This is a genomic window from Actinomyces sp. HMT897 (genome assembly GCF_016626125.1).
Lineage (GTDB): Bacteria > Actinomycetota > Actinomycetes > Actinomycetales > Actinomycetaceae > Actinomyces.
Genome location: NZ_CP067336.1, coordinates 248,508 through 264,986, shown reverse-complemented (window position 1 = coordinate 264,986; position 16,479 = coordinate 248,508). Strand labels below are relative to the sequence as shown.

Genomic DNA, 16,479 nt, shown 5'->3' with positions numbered 1-16,479 from the left:
GGCACCGGGCCGGTGCCCCCGTACCGGGAAGGAACCCAGCACCGTGCTGCGAACCCACACCGCAGGCTCCCTGCGCACCTCCGACATCGGCCGCATCGTCACCCTCACCGGGTGGGTGGACCGCCGTCGTGACCACGGGGGGGTGGCCTTTATCGACCTGCGTGACGCCTCCGGCATCGCCCAGGTGGTCATCCGTGAGGAGGTCGCCCACGACCTGCGGGCCGAGTACGTCCTGGCGGTCACGGGGGAGGTGGCGATGCGCCCCGAGGGCAACGCCAACCCCAACCTGCCCACGGGCGAGGTCGAGGTCGTCGTGACCGACGTCGAGATCCTCAACCCCGCGGCCCCGCTGCCCTTCCAGGTCTCCGACCACGCCGAGGACGTCGGCCAGGTGGGGGAGGAGGCCCGCCTGCGCTACCGCTACCTGGACCTGCGCCGCAGCCCCATGCAGCACGCCATGCGCCTGCGCGCGGCGGCCAACCAGGCCGCGCGCCGGGTCCTGGACGCCCACGGCTTCGTGGAGGTCGAGACCCCGACCCTGACCCGCTCCACCCCCGAGGGGGCCCGTGACTTCCTGGTCCCCGCGCGCCTGGTGCCGGGGTCCTGGTACGCCCTGCCCCAGAGCCCCCAGCTGTTCAAGCAGCTGCTCATGGTGGCCGGCATGGAGCGCTACTACCAGATCGCCCGCTGCTACCGCGACGAGGGCTTCCGCGCCGACCGCCAGCCCGAGTTCACCCAGCTGGACGTGGAGATGAGCTTCGTGGAGCAGGACGACGTCATCGCCGTGGCCGAGGAGGTGCTGCACGAGGTCTGGGCCCTGACCGGCTACGAGCTGCCCACCCCCATTGCGCGCATGACCTACCGCGACGCCATGGAGCGGTACGGCACGGACAAGCCCGACCTGCGCTTCGGGTGCGAGCTGGTGGACCTGACCGACTACTTCAGGTCCACCACCTTCCGCGTCTTCCAGGCCCCCTACGTGGGCGCCGTGGTCATGCCCGGCGGGGCCTCGCAGTCGCGCCGCACCCTCGACGCCTGGCAGGAGTGGGCCAGGCAGCGCGGTGCCAGGGGCCTGGCCTACGTCACCGTCGCCCAGGACGGGACGCTGGGCGGCCCGGTGGCCAAGAACATTACCGACGCCGAGCGCACCGGCCTGGCGGCGGCCGCCGGGGCGGAGCCGGGGGACTGCATCTTCTTCGCCGCGGGCGACGTGGACGCCTCCCGGGCGCTGCTGGGCGCCGCCCGCCTGGAGATCGGCAGGCGCTGCGGGCTCATTGACGACGACGTGTGGTCCTTCGTGTGGGTGGTGGATGCGCCCCTGTTCAAGCCGTCGGCCGAGGCCCGTGCCGAGGGCGACGTGGCCCTGGGCAGGTCGGCCTGGACGGCCGTGCACCACGCCTTCACCTCGCCCAAGCCCGAGTGCCTGAAGACCTTTGACACCGACCCGGGCAGCGCCCTGGCCTACGCCTACGACATTGTGTGCAACGGCAACGAGATCGGCGGCGGCTCCATCCGTATCCACCGGGCCGACGTCCAGGAGCGGGTCTTCAAGGTCATGGGCATCGGCCAGGACGAGGCCCGCGAGAAGTTCGGCTTCCTGCTGGAGGCCTTCAAGTTCGGTGCCCCGCCCCACGGGGGCATCGCCTTCGGCTGGGACCGCATTGTCTCCCTGCTCACCCACTCGGCCTCCATCCGCGACGTCATCGCCTTCCCCAAGTCCGGGGGCGGCTACGACCCGCTGACCGAGGCGCCCGCCCCGATCACCGCCCTCCAGCGCAAGGAGGCCGGGGTCGACGTCGTGCCCGAGGCCACCAGGGACACGGCCTCGGCGAAGGCCTGAGGCGCCTGCTGACACCGGACGCGGGCAGGCGCTGGAGCCGGGGGCGGCGCGGGTACACGGGCGGCCCGGGACGTCAGGTCCCGGGCCGCCCGTCGCGTCGTCTCAGACGGCGTGGTTGCAGGTGGGGCAGGTGCAGTCGGGGCAGGTGCACGAGGAGCAGGAGTCCGAGCAGTGCTCGCAGCTGCAGGTGTTGTGGTTGCAGGTGGGGCAGGTGCAGTCCTCGCACTCGCACAGGGCGCAGTAGTCCGAGCAGTCCGGGCAGGAACAGGTGGTGCACTCGTCGTAGTGGCCGTTGTCCTCGTGGTGGAGGTGGCCGTCGTGCAGGTAGTCCACGTGGTTGCCGTGGATAATGGCGTGGTGGCCGCAGTCCGGGCCGTGGGTGTGGTGGTGGGCCTCGGCGGGGCAGTGCTCAATGGTGGCAGTCATGGTCGTGCTCCTGGGTGTGTCCGAGCGCGTCAAGGAGGATTGACGCGACGTGGTCGTCAACAAGGCGGTACGTGGTGCGTCGTCCGTCGCGCTCAGCCTGGACGAGGTGTCCCTCGCGCAGCAGGCGCAGGTGGTGCGAGACCAGCGGCTGGGACAGGCCGAGCATGGTGGTGAGCTCGGTGACGTCCGCGGGCGAGCGGGTCAGGCGGTGGACGATGGACGCCCGGGTCGGGTGCGCCAGGGTCCTGAACAGCGCGACGACGCGCGCTATGTCCTGGGGACCGGCCGTCCTTCCTTGCATAAAGGCAACTTTATATCAAGGCTTCTTGATGAGTCAAGGCGGTCCCGGTTCCCCCTCGGGCGGTCTTGGTCACGCCCGTCCGCGCCGGTAGCCCACCAGCGCCACCGTCAGGGCCGCCGGCCACAGCAGCATGGGGGCGTAAGCCAGGGCCAGGACCCAGGTCTGGCCCGGGCTCATGCCCTGGGCGGGGGTCCAGCCCGGCGGGTCGCTCAGGGCCGCCCTGGCAAAGCGGAACGCGACCGAGTAGACGACGAGGTAGAGCAGGGCGTCGCCGGCCCCTCCCAGCACCAGGGGCAGGCGGCGGGGGATCGGCCTGCCGCCCAGGCCGGGCACCCAGCGGGGGACCACCTCCCCCCACGGCCGGCACAGCCCCACGCACGCCACGGCGGCGCCGACCTGGATGACCTCCAGGGCGAGGACGTAGACGGTCCCGCCCGTGCTGTCCCGATAGCGGTAGGCGTCCCTGAAGCCCACGTCCGCCCCGGCCATCATGGCCACCCGCCAGCACGCCGAGGGCAGGGCGCACCCCAGGCAGGCCCAGCAGGCGGCCCTGGCCCAGGGCGGGCGGGGGAGCGCCCCAGTAAATAGATTACTGATTCTAAAACCCATGGCCACACGCTACCGCTAGGCTTCCACCATGGCAAGACCGGCACGGTTCAGCACGGACGGTCTCCTCGACGCCGCCGCCCAGGCGCTCCTGGAGCACGGGCACAATGTCACGGTGATGCAGGTCGCCCGGACCGCCGGGGCGCCCACGGGGTCGATCTACTACCGTTTTGCCTCCCGTGAGGAGCTGCTCATCAGGCTGTGGCTGCGCTGCGTGCGCCGCTTCCACGCGGGCTTCCTTGAGGCCTGCCGCTCAGAGCCCGCCGCCGACGCCGTCGTGTCCGCCGCCGTCCACATCCCCCGCTTCTGCCGGGAGAACCCCGTCGACGCCTACGGCATGACCCTCTACCACCGCGCCGAGCTGCTGAGGGACGCCCCGGCGGGCCTGCGCCAGGAGGTCGCCACCCTCAATGACGAGGTCGATGCCGCGACCCGGGATCTGGCGCGCCGCCGCTACGGGGCCCTCGACCCCCGCCGGGAGGCGCTGCTGTACACGGCCACACGGGTGTGCCCCTACGGCATGGTGCGCCCCTACGTCGGCGGCCAGGTCCCCGACTGGCTCGACGACGCCGTCGCGTCCGCCGCGTCCGCCGTCGCCGCGCTCGGGGACTGAGGCGGCCCCCGCCAGTGCGTCGGACCGACGGACGCAGGGCGTCAGGGCACAATACGAGCATGTCACGCTACATCGAGATCCATCCCCTCAACCCCCAGGCCCGCCTCGTCAGCAAGGTGGTAGACACCCTGCGTGACGGCGGGCTCATCGCCTACCCCACAGACTCTGGCTACGCCCTGGCCTGCGCTCCGGCGAACAAGGAGGGGCTGGACCGGATCCGGGCCATCCGCCAGCTCGACAGCAAGCACAACTTCACCTTCGTCTGCGCCAGCTTCGCCCAGGCCGGCTCCCTGGCCATCGTGGGCAACAACGCCTTCCGCCTCATTAAGCGCCTGACGCCGGGCCCCTACACCTTCATCCTCAAGGGCACCAAGGAGGTGCCCCGTATGACCCTCAACCCCAAGCGGCACACCCTGGGCCTGCGGATCCCCGACCACGCCATCACCCAGGCCCTGGTGACCGAGTTCGGCGCCCCGGTGCTGTCCTCGACCTTTATCCGCCCGGGCAACACCGAGCCCGAGTCCAGCGGGTGGGAGATCGAGGAGGCGCTGGGACACCTCATTGACGTGGTCATCGAGGGGCCCGTCGGCTCCACCGAGCCCACCACCGTCATCGACCTCACCGAGGACGCCCCCGAGATCCTGCGGGCCGGGGCGGGGGACACCTCCGTCATCTGAGCGGCCCACGCCGTCCCGTCCCGGCCCGAGCGGGACGGGACGGACCGGCCCCCGACGCCGCCCGGGGCCTTCGCCGTCTGCCCGGGTGGGGGCTATTCCCGGATCCCGTACCTCTCGTAGAGACTGGTCAGGCGCGCCGGCGCCCACCAGTTCCAGTGGCCCAGCAGGGTCATGGTCGCCGGGACCAGGAGCATGCGCACCACCGTGGCATCCAGGGCCACAATGACGGCCATGGCGACCCCCAGCTCCTTAATGACCAGCATGTCGCCGGTGACAAAGCCCAGGAACACCGTCACCATAATGAGGGCCGCGCTGGTGACGACCCGTCCCGAGCGCTGGAGGCCCTTCTCCACGGCGGCGTCGTTGCCCTCGCCCTCGTCCCAGTACTCCTTGACCCGGGCCAGCAGGAAGACCTCGTAGTCCATGGCCAGGCCGAAGCCCACCCCCAGGGCGGTGACCAGGACGTAGGTCTCCACCCCGCCCATCGGCGTGAAGCCCAGGAGCCGGGCCCCGTGCCCGCCCTGGAAGATCCACGCCAGCACCCCCAGGGAGGCGGCCAGGGACAGGGCGTTGACCACCAGGGCCTTGAGGGGGACCAGCACCGAGCCGGTCATGAGGAACAGCAGGACGAAGGTGGACACCACGATCAGGCCCAGCGCCCAGGGCAGCCCTGAGAAGATCGTCTCGCGGAAGTCCAGCTGGGTGGCCGCCTGGCCGGTCACCCACGTCTGGTAGGGGGGGGTCAGGGCCCGCAGGGCGCTGACCGCCGCCTCCGCCGTCCGGGAGGAGGGATCCCCCTCCAGATCCAGGTAGACCACCGTGTATTGCCCGGCCGTGGCCGAGCGCAGCACCGAGGTCACCCCAGGGGCGGTGGCAACCTCGGTGTTGATAAAGGTGGTGACCGACTCGCCCGTGCCCGCCATAATGAGGGTCGCGTCCTGCTGGGCGGCCGAGGGGTAGTTCCTCGACAGCTCCTCAAGGTACTCACGCTGGCTGGAGTCCTCGGGCAGGAGCTCGGTGGTGGAGGACAGCAGGTGGAGCCCGCCCAGGGGCAGGCACAGGACCACCAGGAAGGTCAGGCACCCGGCCAGGACGTACCACGGGCGGGCGTGGACCCGCCGTGCCAGGGCCGCGAAGACGCCGTCGTGGCTGGTGACGTCACCGAGCCGACGCTGGAGGGCGCCCAGCCCCGGGACGCGCTGGAGGACCGAGGGGCCCACCATCCGGCGGCCGAAGATGACCAGGACGGCGGGCACCAGGGTCAGGGCCGCCGCCACGGACAGCAGGACCACCGCCAGGCCGGCCAGGCCGATGTTGTACAGGATCGAGGTCCCCATGACCAGCAGCCCCAGCATGGAGACGGCCACGGTCAGGGCGGAGAAGAGGACGGTGCGCCCGGCGGTCCGCAGGGTCGTGGTCATGCAGTCCACAATGACCGGGTCGCGTCGCCCCGCCCGCTGCCTGCGCCCCTGGCCCCTGGGCGCCATCTGGGACTCCGCGTGGGCCCGGGCCAGCTCCTCCCGGTAGCGGGAGGTAATGAGCAGGCCGTAGTCGATGGACAGCCCCAGGCCGATGACGCTGACGATATTGACCACGAAGGACTGCAGGTCCGTCCCCAGGCTGAGCGCCCACAGGACCCCCAGGGTCGAGGCGATCGAGGCCAGGGCCCCGATCAGGGGCATCCCCGCCGCCAGGAAGCCGCCGAAGACCAGCACCATGACCAGCAGGGCCAGCGGCAGGGAGACGGCCTCGCCGTGCAGGAGGTCACGCTCCACCTGGTCGTTGACGGCGGCGTCCGTCAGCCGGTGGTCCGAGACAATGCCCGCTGCCCGCGCGTCCACGTCGGTGAGGCTGTCGGGTACCTGGGCCAGGCGGGCCTCCACCCGGGAGACGAGGGCGTCACGCTGCTTGATGTAGCCCTGGTAGCCCCGGTCCTTCCTGGACAGCACGGTGGAGCCGTTGGGGTCCACGGTCACGATCATGAGGAAGCCGTCCAGGTCCTTGGCGGCCAGCACCTGGGCGGCCGCCTCCGACAGGCCCCCGGGGACCACGAAGGGATCCAGGACGTTCCCGTCACCGACCATGGTGCGCAGGTCCTTGTGGGCGTCGGCCAGGGCGGCGCTCACCGCCTCCCGCTGGGCGGGGGTGGAGATGTCCACCCCGGTAATGAGCAGGTTCACCGTCGTGCCGTCACCCGACAGGGTGTCCAGGACCTGCTGCCCCTGGGCGCTCTGTGTGCCCTCCACGGCGGCGTCGCCGGGGCTCAGGCGCTCGAACAGGTTCCTGCCGCCCAGCCCCGTGCCGGCTAGAAGGAGGCACACCAGGGCGACGGCGGCCCAGGCCCCCACCACGATCCAGGCGTCCTTAATGACATGTCGAGCGAGCCACTGCAGCATGCAGCCATTGTCCCACGTGTGTCGCACTGCTCCTTACCGCATCCCGGGGACGGAGGGGGCGGCGCCGGTGTCGCCGCCTCGCGCTAGGGTCGGGCCATGGACCTGTTTGACGCCGTCGGGACGGACGAGGCCGGCCTGCCCGTGGACACCCACGCCCCGCTGGCCGTGCGCATGAGGCCGCGCAGCCTGGAGGAGGTCCTGGGGCAGGACCACCTGCTGGCCCCCGGCTCCCCGCTGCGCCGCCTGGTGGAGGCCCCCGTCCTCAGCGGCCGGGGCGGGGCCGGGGTGTCCTCGGTGGTCCTGTGGGGGCCTCCCGGCACCGGCAAGACCACGCTGGCCTACCTGGTGGCGCGTGGCAGCGGCCGGCGCTTCGTGGAGCTCTCGGCCGTGACCGCGGGCGTCAAGGACGTGCGCGCCGTCGTCGGCGACGCCAGGCACCGTCTGGCCGCCGGCGGCCAGGAGACGGTCCTGTTCATTGACGAGGTCCACCGCTTCTCCCGCTCCCAGCAGGACGCCCTGCTGCCCAGCGTGGAGAACCGCTGGGTCACGCTCATCGCGGCCACCACCGAGAACCCCGCCTTCTCCGTGGTCTCCCCCCTGCTGAGCCGCTCCCTGCTGCTGACCCTCCACCCGCTCGGGCCCGACGACGTCGCCCGGCTCCTGGAGCGCGCGGTGGCCGACGAGCGGGGCCTGGGCGGCTCGGTGGTCTTAAGCGACCAGGCCCGTGACCAGGTGGTGCGCCTGGCCGGGTCGGACGCCCGCAAGGCGCTGACCGTCCTGGAGGCCGCCGCCGCCAGTGTGCTGGAGGCCCGCGCCGGGGCACCCGGCAGGGCCGCGGGACCGGGGGAGGACGGGCCCGGGGACCAGGAGGCCCGGCCGGGCGCGCAGGCGGGCGTCATCACGGTGCAGGACGTCGAGGCCGCCGTGGACGTGGCCGCCGTGCGCTACGACCGTGCCGGTGACCAGCACTATGACGTGGCCAGCGCCTTTATCAAGTCCATGCGGGGCTCCGATCCCGACGCCACCCTGCACTACCTGGCCCGCATGGTCGCCGCGGGGGAGGACCCGCGCTTTATCGCCCGGCGCATTGTCATCCAGGCCGCCGAGGACGTGGGACTGGCCGACCCCACCGTGCTGGCCACCGCCGTCGCCGCCCAGCAGGCCGTGGCCCTGATCGGTATGCCCGAGTCCCAGCTGGTCCTGGCCGAGGCCGCCCTGGCCGTGGCCACCGCCCCCAAGTCCAACGCGGTGACCACGGGCATACTGGAGGCCCTGGCGGACGTGCGGGCCGGCAGGGGCGGGGCGGTGCCCGCGCACCTGCGTGACGCCCACTACCCCGGGGCCCAGGAGGTGGGGCACGGGACGGGGTACCGCTACGCCCACGACTACCCCCACCACGTGGCGCCCCAGCGCTACCTGCCCGAGGACCTGGCCGGTACCGAGTACTACCGCCCCACCACCAACGGCTTTGAGGAGCGCCTCACACGCCGGGTCGCCAGCGTGCGCGCCATCCTCCGCTCGGGCTAGAGTGCTCGGGTTACCCGGGCCTACTCCGCCCGGGTGCTCCTGGGGTCCCGGCCCGTTCGCGGCTGACCCCGCGCCGGCAGACGCCGGTGCGCGAGCACCCCTCCGACAGGAAAGAGAACCATGAGCTCCTCCCGCTCCCGCCGTCAGGTGCGCCTCTCCCGCGCCCTGGGCATCCCGCTGACCCCCAAGGCCGTGAAGTACTTCGAGCGCCGCCCCTACGGCCCCGGCGAGCACGGCCGGGCCCGCCGCCGGGCCGAGTCCGACTACGCCGTCCGACTCAAGGAGAAGCAGCGCCTGCGCGCCCAGTACGGCATCCGCGAGGCCCAGCTCCAGCGCGTCTTCAAGGAGGCCCGCGGGGAGAAGGGGCTGACCGGTGAGTCCCTGGTCGAGCTGCTGGAGATGCGCCTGGACGCCCTGGTCCTGCGCTCCGGGTTCGCCCGCACCATCGCCCAGGCCCGCCAGGACGTGGTCCACCGCCACATTATGGTGGACGGCAAGGTCGTGGACCGCCCCTCCTTCCGGGTGCGCCCCGGCCAGACCATCCAGGTCCGCCCCCGCTCCCAGGTCATGGTCCCCTTCCTGGCGGCCGCCTCCGGCGCCCACCGTGACGTCCTGCCCCCGGTGCCGGACTACCTCACGGTCGAGCTGGAGAAGCTCTCCGCCACCCTGGTGCGCCGCCCCAGGCGCGAGGAGGTCCCCGTGATCTGCGACGTGCAGATGGTCGTCGAGTACTACTCCCGCTGAGCGCCTCGTGCCCAGCGCCCGGAGCGCCCCGGACCTCTGTCGGTTCGGGGCGCCCGGCGTTCCGGGGTACGCTCACCCCGGCCTGACCAACCAGTCACCACCGCACCCGGGCCCCGGCCCGGGTCCCCACCCACGAACAGGACGAGCATGCGAACCTCCGAGATCCGCTCACGCTGGCTGGACTACTTCGCCGCGCACGACCACGAGGTGCGGCCCTCGGTCTCGCTCATCTCCCCCGAGCCCTCGATCCTCTTCACGGTCGCCGGCATGGTGCCCTTCATCCCCTACATCCTGGGGACCGAGCCCGCCCCCTGGCCCCGGGCCGCCAGCGTGCAGAAGTGCATCCGCACCAACGACATCGACAATGTGGGAAAGACCACCCGGCACGGCACGTTCTTCCAGATGAACGGCAACTTCTCCTTCGGGGACTACTTCAAGGAGGGGGCGATCGACTACGCCTGGGACCTGCTGACCGGCAGCCGGGACGAGGGCGGGTACGGCCTGGACGGGGACCGGCTGTGGATGACGATCTGGGAGGAGGACCAGGTCTCCTACGACCACTGGACCCGGGTGGTCGGCGTGCTGGCCGAGCACGTCCAGAAGCTGCCCTTCGCCGAGATCTCCTGGTCCACCGGACAGCCCGGCCCGGCCGGGGCCTGCTGCGAGATCCACTACGACCGCGGGCCCGCCTACGGCCCCGACGGCGGCCCCGTCGCCGACGCCCGGGGCGACCGCTTCCTGGAGATATGGAACCTCGTCTTCGACGAGTTCGTGCGCGGTGAGGGCCGGGGCCACGACTTCGAGCTCGTGGGCAGGCTCGACCGGACCGCCGTCGACACCGGCGCGGGCCTGGAGCGCCTCGCCTTCGTCATGCAGGACAAGCCCAACATGTACGAGATCGACGAGGTCTACCCCGTCATCGCCGCCGCCCAGGCCATGAGCGGGCGGACCTACGGCCTGGGGGCCGGCCCCGAGGCCGGCGACGCCTACCTGGACGACGTGCGCATGCGCGTGGTCGCCGACCACGTGCGCTCCGCCCTCATGCTCATCGGTGACGGCGTGCGCCCCGGCAACGACGGGCGCGGCTACGTGCTGCGCCGCCTCATCCGCCGCGCCGTGCGCTCCATGCGCCTGCTGGGCGTGGAGGAGGCCGCCCTGCCCACCCTGCTGACGGCCTCCAAGGACGCCATGAAGGCCTCCTACCCCGAGCTGGAGGAGAACTGGTCGGCCATCTCCGACGTCGCCTTCGGCGAGGAGGAGGCCTTCCGACGCACCCTGGCCGCGGGCACCACCATCCTGGACACGGCGGTGGCCCGGGCCAAGGAGGAGGGCGCCGGCAGGCCCCTGCTGTCAGGGCGCTCCGCCTTCGAGCTGCACGACACCTACGGCTTCCCCATCGACCTGACCCTGGAGATGGCCGCCGAGCAGGGCGTGGCCGTGGACGAGGCCGCCTTCCGCACGCTCATGGACGAGCAGAGGGAGCGGGCCCGCGCCGACGCCCGGGCCAAGAAGGCCGGTCACGCCGACATCCGCGTCTTCCAGGACCTGGTCAAGGAGCTCGACGGGGGCTCGGTCTTCCTGGGCTACACCGACTCCAGCGCCGAGGCCACCGTCGCGGGCCTCCTGGTGGACGGCGTCCCCCAGCCCGCCGCCACCGCCCCCGCCCACGTCGAGGTCGTCCTGGACCGCACCCCCTTCTGGGCCGAGATGGGCGGCCAGCTCGCCGACCAGGGCGTCATCCGCCTGGCCGAGGGGGGCACGGTCGAGGTCGACGACGTCCAGGCCCCCGTCAAGGGGCTGACCGTCCACCGCGGGCGCCTCACCGAGGGCACCCTGACCGTGGGAGAGCGCGCCTGGGCGCAGATCGACACCGTCCGCCGCCTGGCGATCGCCCGCGCCCACACCTCCACCCACATGGTCCACAAGGCCCTCCACGAGGTCGTCTCCTCCACCGCCACCCAGGCCGGGTCGGAGAACTCCCCCTCCCGCCTGCGCTTCGACTTCCGCCACGGCTCCGCCCTGGCCGCCGACCAGGTCGAGGGCATTGAGGAGCTGGTCAACGCCAAGCTCGCCGAGGACCTGCCGGTCACCGACGAGGTCATGGACATCGAGGCCGCCCGCGCCACCGGCGCCATGGCCCTGTTCGGTGAGAAGTACGGCAGGCGGGTCCGGGTGGTCTCCATCGGGGGGGACTGGTCCAAGGAGCTGTGCGCCGGCACCCACGTGCCCACCACCGGCCGTATCGGGCGCGTCACCGTGGTGGGGGAGTCCTCCATCGGCTCGGGCGTGCGGCGCATTGACGCCCTGGTCGGGGACGGCGCCTACGGCTTCCAGGCCAGGGAGCACGCCCTGGTCTCCCAGCTCTCCGCCCTGGTGGGGGGGCGCGCCGAGGAGCTGCCGGACCGCGTGGCCGCGCTCATGGGCCGCCTGAAGGAGGCCGAGAAGAGGCTCGCGGCCGCCGAGCAGGCCGCCCTGGCCGCCCGGGCCGACGAGGTCGTGGCCACCGCCCGCGACGTGGGCGGGGTGCGCCTGGCCTCCCTGGCGGTCGGCCAGGTCGGCTCCGTCGACGCCCTGCGCTCCCTGGCCCTGGACGCCCGCGGCCGCATGGGCCGCTCCGACCCCGCCGTCGTGGTGGTGGCCGGCCTGGCCGGCGGGCGGCCGCTGGTGGTGGTCGCCACCAACCAGGCGGCCCGGGACCAGGGGCAGCGGGCCGGGGCGCTGGTGCGGGTGGCCGCCAGGGTCCTGGGCGGTGGCGGCGGCGGCAAGGACGACGTCGCCCAGGGCGGCGGACAGGACGCCGGGGCGCTGGACGCGGCCCTGGAGGCGGTGGCCCACGAGCTCGGGGCCTGAGGGGCCGGTATGCGCAGGGGGGTCAGGATCGCCTTCGACGTGGGCAGGGTACGCATTGGCGTGGCACGCTGCGACGCCGAGGCGATACTGGCCGTGCCCGTCCTGACCCTCAGGCGCGACCGCTACGGCGCGGACCTGGAGGAGGCGGCGGACATCGTCGCCCAGTACGCCGCCGTCGAGGTGGTCGTGGGCCTGCCCGTGAGCCTGCGGGGACGCAGCACCTCCTCCACCAAGGACGCCAGGCGCTGGGCGCGTAGACTAGCTGGTCTCATCCCCCCCGTTCCCGTACGGCTGGTAGACGAGCGGCTCTCGACCGTCACCGCCCACCAGGTCCTGCACGAGTCGGGTCGTCACGAGAGGAGCTTCCGCCAGGTCGTCGACCAGGCGGCCGCTGTCGTCATCCTGAACCAGGCCCTTGAGGCTGAGAGAAACACAGGCGCACCCACCGGTGAGCTTGTCCCGCCGACCCCGGGAGTCAGACCGTGAGCAACGACGATTTCTTCAACGAGATCGTGAACCCGCATGGCCAGGACGTGAAGCGACGGCGACGGAGCCGCGCAGAACGTCGTCGTGATCAACATCACGAGGAGGTCTCCGGTCGTCGCGCCTCCGGGAGGTCCTCCGCCCCGGCGGGGGACCGCCACCAGCGGCGTACCCACCACACCGGTGAGCCCCCCGCCCCGGCGGGGGAGCAGCACCCGCCGCGCGCCCCCAGCCCGGCCCCCGCCCCGGCGGGGGACCGGCCCGCCACCGGCCGGCGGGCCCGGCGTCTCCAGGAGCGTCAGGAGGCCGAGGCCGGGGCCGGCCGGGAGACCACCGGCACCCCCGCCTCGGGCCTGCCCCCGGCGGGGGACCGGCCCGCTACCAGCCGGCGGGCCCGGCGTCTCCAGGAACGTCAGGAGGCCGAGGCCGGGGCCGGCCGGGAGGTCGCCGAGGACCCCGCCTCGGACCTGTTCGCCTCCGAGCCGCCGCCCCGCCCCAGGACGCGGGTCGAGGGGGCCCGCACGCGCCGCCTGCGCGAGCAGCGCCAGGCCCAGGAGCGGGCCCGGCGCAAGAAGCGCCTGCGCCGTCGCCTGGTCAGCGTCATGGTGCTGGTCCTCGTCCTGAGCGTGGTCAGCGTGGCCGGGTACCAGGCCTTCAACTTCCTGCACGACACCATCCCCCAGGAGGACATGAGCGACTACGAGGGCGCGGGCGACAGCGCCGACAAGGTGGTCGTCACCCTCCCCGCCGGGGCCGGGGGCAGCCAGATCGGCAGCATCCTCAAGGAGGCCGGGGTGGTCGCCTCGGTCGGCGCCTTCGTCAAGGCCTACAACGCCAACTCCAACGCCTCCGGGATCCAGTCGGGCACCTACACGCTCAGGAGGGGCATGTCCGCGGCCTACGCGGTGGCGAGCCTGCTCGACCCCGCCTCGCGCAAGGACCACACCCTGACCGTCACCGAGGGGGCCACCAAGCGCCAGGTCAAGGAGAGCCTCATGCGGGTGGGCGGCTTCACCGACGCCCAGGTGGAGGAGGCCTTCGCCGACACCGCGGCCATTGGCCTGCCTGCCGTGGCGGGCGGCAACGTGGAGGGCTGGCTGGCCCCCTCCACCTACGACGTCACCGCGGACGCCACCGCCACCGAGCTGGTCAAGTCCATGGTCTCCACCACGGTGTCACGCCTCAACGCCCTCCACGTCCCGGCGGAGTCCTACCAGACGGTGCTCACCAAGGCCTCCATCGTGGAGCGGGAGGTCTCCTCCTCCGACTACTACAGCCAGGTCGCCCGGGTGATCGAGAACCGCCTGGCCGACACCGGGGGGGAGACCATGGGCAAGCTGCAGATGGACTCCACCACCCTGTACGGGCTGGGACGCACCGGGGGCATCCCCACCAAGGCGGAGATCGAGGACCCCTCCAACGCCTACAACACCCACGTGTACCCCGGGCTGCCACCCAGCCCGATCGGCAGCCCCGGGGAGAAGGCCATTAGCGCGGTCCTCAACCCGCAGGAGGGCCCCTGGCTGTACTTCGTGACCGTGGACCTGGGCACCGGCAAGACCCTGTTCGCCGCGACCTACGACGAGCAGGTCGCCAACAGCAAGAAGCTCGACGAGTACTGCGAGGCCCACAAGGACATGTGCGGCAGCGGCCAGGGCACGCCGCCCCCCAGCCAGGACTCCGACGGTGACGGCTGAGGTACGCCGGGGGCAGGAGGCGGCCGGGGCGTCGGCCGACCGCACCGGGCACCGGGCCGCCGTCATCGGCTCCCCGGTGGCCCACTCCCTGTCACCGGTCCTGCACCGCGCCGCCTACGCCGACCTGGGCCTGAGCACCTGGTCCTACACGGCCCGCCTCCTCGCCCCCGACCAGCTGGCCGACCTGCTGGCCCAGGTCGCGGCCCCCGCCCGGGGCGGGCCGGTGTGGGAGGGCCTGTCGGTCACCATGCCCCACAAGCAGGCGGTCACGGGCCTGCTGGACGCGGTGGATCCGCTGGCCCGGGCCGTGGGGGCGGTCAACACGGTGGTGGCCCAGCGCCACGGGGGCGGACGGGCCCTCCTGACGGGGCTGAACACGGACGTCGCCGGGATCGTCGGGGCCCTGCGGGAGGTCCTGGCCCACCAGGGGACCGTCCCCGGCCCGCGGGCCGTGGTCCTGGGCTCGGGGGCCACCGCCTCCTCCGCCCTGGCCGCGCTGACCGAGCTGGGGGTCACGAACGTCCTGGTGGCGGCACGCCGTCACGCTGGCCCCGGGCGCGCCGCGGCGGCCGCCCACCGCATGGGCCTGGGGATCCGCACCCTCACCTGGTCCCCGGGGGATCCGGCCTCCGACGCCGCGGTGGCCCACGAGCTGGCGGCGGCCGACCTGGTGGTCTCCACCCTGTCCGCCCACGCCGCCGACACCCTGGGCGCCCCCCTGGCGCGGGCCCTGGGCGGCAGACCGCGTCCGGGGGCCCTGCTCGACGTGGTCTACGCCCCCTGGCCCACGGCCCTGGCCGCCACCTGGCAGGCCGGGGGCGGGGTCGTGGCCCCGGGCTGGCTCATGCTCCTGCACCAGGCCGCGCCCCAGGTCCAGCTCATGACCGGACGGACCCCCCGTCTGGGGCCCATGCGCGCCGCGCTGCTCCACGCCCTGGGGGAGGGCCGGGGTGCCGAGGTGTCCGCCGGCGCGGCCGGGCCGGACGCCCAGGCCGTGGCGGGCCCCCCGGGTGTGGGATGATCGTCCCATGCTGCGATGGATGACTGCCGGGGAGTCCCACGGCCAGGCCCTGACCGCCGTCATGGAGGGACTGCCCGCGGGCGTGTCGCTCACCACCGAGACGGTGCGTACCGCCCTGGCCCGACGGCGCCTGGGGCACGGCCGGGGGGCCCGCCAGGGCTTTGAGCGCGACGAGCTGACCATCCTGTCCGGCCTGCGTCACGGGCGCACCATTGGCAGCCCCCTGGCCATGGTCATCGGCAACTCCGAGTGGCCCAAGTGGGTGGACGTCATGAGCGTGGACCCGGTGGACCCCGCGGTCCTGGCCCGCGACGCCGGCAGGGGGGACGCGCGCGAGGTCGCCCGCAACCGGCCCCTGACCAGGCCCCGCCCCGGGCACGCCGACCTCGCCGGCGTCCTGAAGTACGACCTGCCCGACGCCCGTGAGGTCCTGGAGCGGGCCTCCGCCCGGGAGACCGCCGCCCGGGTGGCCCTGGGCGCCGTCGCCGAGGCCCTGCTGGACCAGGTCGCCGGGATCGCCCTGGTCTCCCACGTGGTCCAGGTCGGCACCGTCACCCTCCCGCCGCACGTCCCGGCCCCCGTGCCCGCCGACACCGACAGGCTCGACGCCGACCCGGTACGCTGCACCGACCCCGCCACCAGCGCCGCCATGGTGGCCCAGATCGACGCCGCCAGGAAGGACGGGGACACCCTGGGCGGCGTCGTGGAGGTCATCGCCACCGGCGTCCCGGTGGGCCTGGGCACCTACGCCTCCGCCGACCGGCGCCTGGACGCCCGCCTGGCCGCCGCCCTCATGGGCGTCCAGGCCGTCAAGGGCGTGGAGATCGGCGACGGCTTCGCGCAGGCGGGGCTGCGCGGCAGCGTCGCCCACGACGAGATCCTCCACCTGGGTCCCGGCACCGTGCAGCGGGCCGCCAACCACGCGGGCGGCATCGAGGGCGGCATGTCCAACGGCGCCGACGTGCGCGTGCGGGTGGCCTACAAGCCCATCTCCACCGTGCCCCGCGCCCTGCGCACCGTGGACCTGGCCACCGGCCGGCCGGCCACCGCCGTCCACCAGCGCTCCGACACCACCGCCGTCGTCCCCGGGTCGGTGATCGCGCAGGCCATGACCGCCCTGGTCCTGGCCGACGCCCTCATGGACAAGACCGGCGGGGACAGCCTGGGCGAGGCCCGCCGCAACCTGCGCTCCTACCTGGAGCACTGCGCCCGGCGCACCAGCTGGGACGCCTGAGTCGCCCCGCCGGGGCCCACCGCCAGCGGTACCGGTCCCCGCGCCCTCGACCAGCCTGAGCCGC

14 protein-coding genes are annotated in these 16,479 nt (G+C 73.2%); 10 read left to right on the top strand and 4 right to left on the bottom strand.

Translation table 11 applies throughout. The annotated features are described in order from the left end of the window. Positions 1–43: 43 nt before the first annotated feature. Positions 44–1,840 carry an aspartate--tRNA ligase gene (aspS, locus tag JJJ15_RS01070; protein WP_200511145.1) on the top strand — a complete coding sequence of 599 codons (1,797 nt, stop codon included), beginning with the start codon at positions 44–46 and terminating at the stop codon, positions 1,838–1,840. Positions 1,841–1,942: 102 nt separating this feature from the next. Here aspS and JJJ15_RS01065 read toward each other — a convergent pair whose 3' ends face one another. The 3 genes from JJJ15_RS01065 to JJJ15_RS01055 form a co-directional block, all read right to left on the bottom strand. After that, entirely contained in the window at positions 1,943–2,266 is a 324-nt protein-coding gene (locus JJJ15_RS01065; RefSeq protein WP_200511144.1) for a hypothetical protein, read from the bottom strand. After that, on the bottom strand, positions 2,250–2,567 hold the full coding sequence (locus JJJ15_RS01060; RefSeq protein WP_106109151.1) for a metalloregulator ArsR/SmtB family transcription factor: 318 nt from the start codon (positions 2,565–2,567) through the stop codon (positions 2,250–2,252). Before JJJ15_RS01060 ends, JJJ15_RS01065 begins: the two co-directional genes overlap by 17 nt. Positions 2,568–2,636: 69 nt before the next feature. Beyond that, complete coding sequence (locus JJJ15_RS01055; RefSeq protein WP_246742099.1) at positions 2,637–3,176, bottom strand: hypothetical protein; 540 nt, start codon at positions 3,174–3,176, stop codon at positions 2,637–2,639. 28 nt (positions 3,177–3,204) lie between these two features. On the opposite strand from JJJ15_RS01055, the gene JJJ15_RS01050 reads away from it, so the two are divergent. Together JJJ15_RS01050 and JJJ15_RS01045 are read left to right on the top strand one after the other, a co-directional pair. Then, the gene (locus tag JJJ15_RS01050; protein ID WP_200511143.1) at positions 3,205–3,786 is read left to right on the top strand and encodes a TetR/AcrR family transcriptional regulator; all 582 of its coding nucleotides are present in this window, start codon (positions 3,205–3,207) and stop codon (positions 3,784–3,786) included. 59 nt (positions 3,787–3,845) lie between these two features. Then, positions 3,846–4,463 carry an L-threonylcarbamoyladenylate synthase gene (locus JJJ15_RS01045; RefSeq protein WP_106109149.1) on the top strand — a complete coding sequence of 206 codons (618 nt, stop codon included), beginning with the start codon at positions 3,846–3,848 and terminating at the stop codon, positions 4,461–4,463. A gap of 92 nt (positions 4,464–4,555) precedes the next feature. Here the strand turns inward: JJJ15_RS01045 and JJJ15_RS01040 are convergent, their stop codons facing one another. Continuing rightward, on the bottom strand, positions 4,556–6,859 hold the full coding sequence (locus JJJ15_RS01040) for an MMPL family transporter (protein WP_106109148.1): 2,304 nt from the start codon (positions 6,857–6,859) through the stop codon (positions 4,556–4,558). 96 nt (positions 6,860–6,955) lie between these two features. On the opposite strand from JJJ15_RS01040, the gene JJJ15_RS01035 reads away from it, so the two are divergent. From JJJ15_RS01035 to aroC, 7 genes are all read left to right on the top strand, one after another. Then, a complete protein-coding gene (locus JJJ15_RS01035; RefSeq protein WP_200511142.1) occupies positions 6,956–8,386 on the top strand; it encodes a replication-associated recombination protein A in 1,431 nt (476 codons plus the stop codon). Between the two features lie 120 nt (positions 8,387–8,506). Next, positions 8,507–9,130, top strand: a complete 624-nt coding sequence (rpsD, locus tag JJJ15_RS01030; protein WP_200511141.1) for a 30S ribosomal protein S4 — start codon at positions 8,507–8,509, stop codon at positions 9,128–9,130. A 147-nt stretch (positions 9,131–9,277) separates the two neighbouring features. Beyond that, a complete protein-coding gene (alaS, locus tag JJJ15_RS01025; protein WP_200511140.1) occupies positions 9,278–11,980 on the top strand; it encodes an alanine--tRNA ligase in 2,703 nt (900 codons plus the stop codon). A gap of 9 nt (positions 11,981–11,989) precedes the next feature. Next, the gene (ruvX, locus tag JJJ15_RS01020; protein WP_106109144.1) at positions 11,990–12,466 is read left to right on the top strand and encodes a Holliday junction resolvase RuvX; all 477 of its coding nucleotides are present in this window, start codon (positions 11,990–11,992) and stop codon (positions 12,464–12,466) included. Next, positions 12,463–14,160, top strand: a complete 1,698-nt coding sequence (mltG, locus tag JJJ15_RS12795; RefSeq protein WP_246742098.1) for an endolytic transglycosylase MltG — start codon at positions 12,463–12,465, stop codon at positions 14,158–14,160. The genes ruvX and mltG overlap by 4 nt, the downstream gene beginning before the upstream one ends. Then, positions 14,150–15,181 (top strand): shikimate dehydrogenase, encoded by a 1,032-nt coding sequence (locus JJJ15_RS01010; RefSeq protein WP_200511139.1) that lies wholly within the window; start codon positions 14,150–14,152, stop codon positions 15,179–15,181. Before mltG ends, JJJ15_RS01010 begins: the two co-directional genes overlap by 11 nt. 7 nt (positions 15,182–15,188) lie before the next feature. Further along, a complete protein-coding gene (gene aroC / locus JJJ15_RS01005; protein WP_200511138.1) occupies positions 15,189–16,415 on the top strand; it encodes a chorismate synthase in 1,227 nt (408 codons plus the stop codon). Positions 16,416–16,479: the final 64 nt, after the last annotated feature.

What these genes read in the sequence shown, in the direction of transcription:
- JJJ15_RS01065 (WP_200511144.1), bottom strand. Translation starts at nt 2,266, where the DNA reads ATGACTGCCACCATTGAGCACTGCCCCGCCGAGGCCCACCACCACACC.
- JJJ15_RS01060 (WP_106109151.1), bottom strand. Translation starts at nt 2,567, where the DNA reads ATGCAAGGAAGGACGGCCGGTCCCCAGGACATAGCGCGCGTCGTCGCG.
- JJJ15_RS01055 (WP_246742099.1), bottom strand. Translation starts at nt 3,176, where the DNA reads ATGGGTTTTAGAATCAGTAATCTATTTACTGGGGCGCTCCCCCGCCCG.
- JJJ15_RS01050 (WP_200511143.1), top strand. Translation starts at nt 3,205, where the DNA reads ATGGCAAGACCGGCACGGTTCAGCACGGACGGTCTCCTCGACGCCGCC.
- JJJ15_RS01045 (WP_106109149.1), top strand. Translation starts at nt 3,846, where the DNA reads ATGTCACGCTACATCGAGATCCATCCCCTCAACCCCCAGGCCCGCCTC.
- JJJ15_RS01040 (WP_106109148.1), bottom strand. Translation starts at nt 6,859, where the DNA reads ATGCTGCAGTGGCTCGCTCGACATGTCATTAAGGACGCCTGGATCGTG.
- JJJ15_RS01035 (WP_200511142.1), top strand. Translation starts at nt 6,956, where the DNA reads ATGGACCTGTTTGACGCCGTCGGGACGGACGAGGCCGGCCTGCCCGTG.
- rpsD (WP_200511141.1), top strand. Translation starts at nt 8,507, where the DNA reads ATGAGCTCCTCCCGCTCCCGCCGTCAGGTGCGCCTCTCCCGCGCCCTG.
- alaS (WP_200511140.1), top strand. Translation starts at nt 9,278, where the DNA reads ATGCGAACCTCCGAGATCCGCTCACGCTGGCTGGACTACTTCGCCGCG.
- ruvX (WP_106109144.1), top strand. Translation starts at nt 11,990, where the DNA reads ATGCGCAGGGGGGTCAGGATCGCCTTCGACGTGGGCAGGGTACGCATT.
- aroC (WP_200511138.1), top strand. Translation starts at nt 15,189, where the DNA reads ATGCTGCGATGGATGACTGCCGGGGAGTCCCACGGCCAGGCCCTGACC.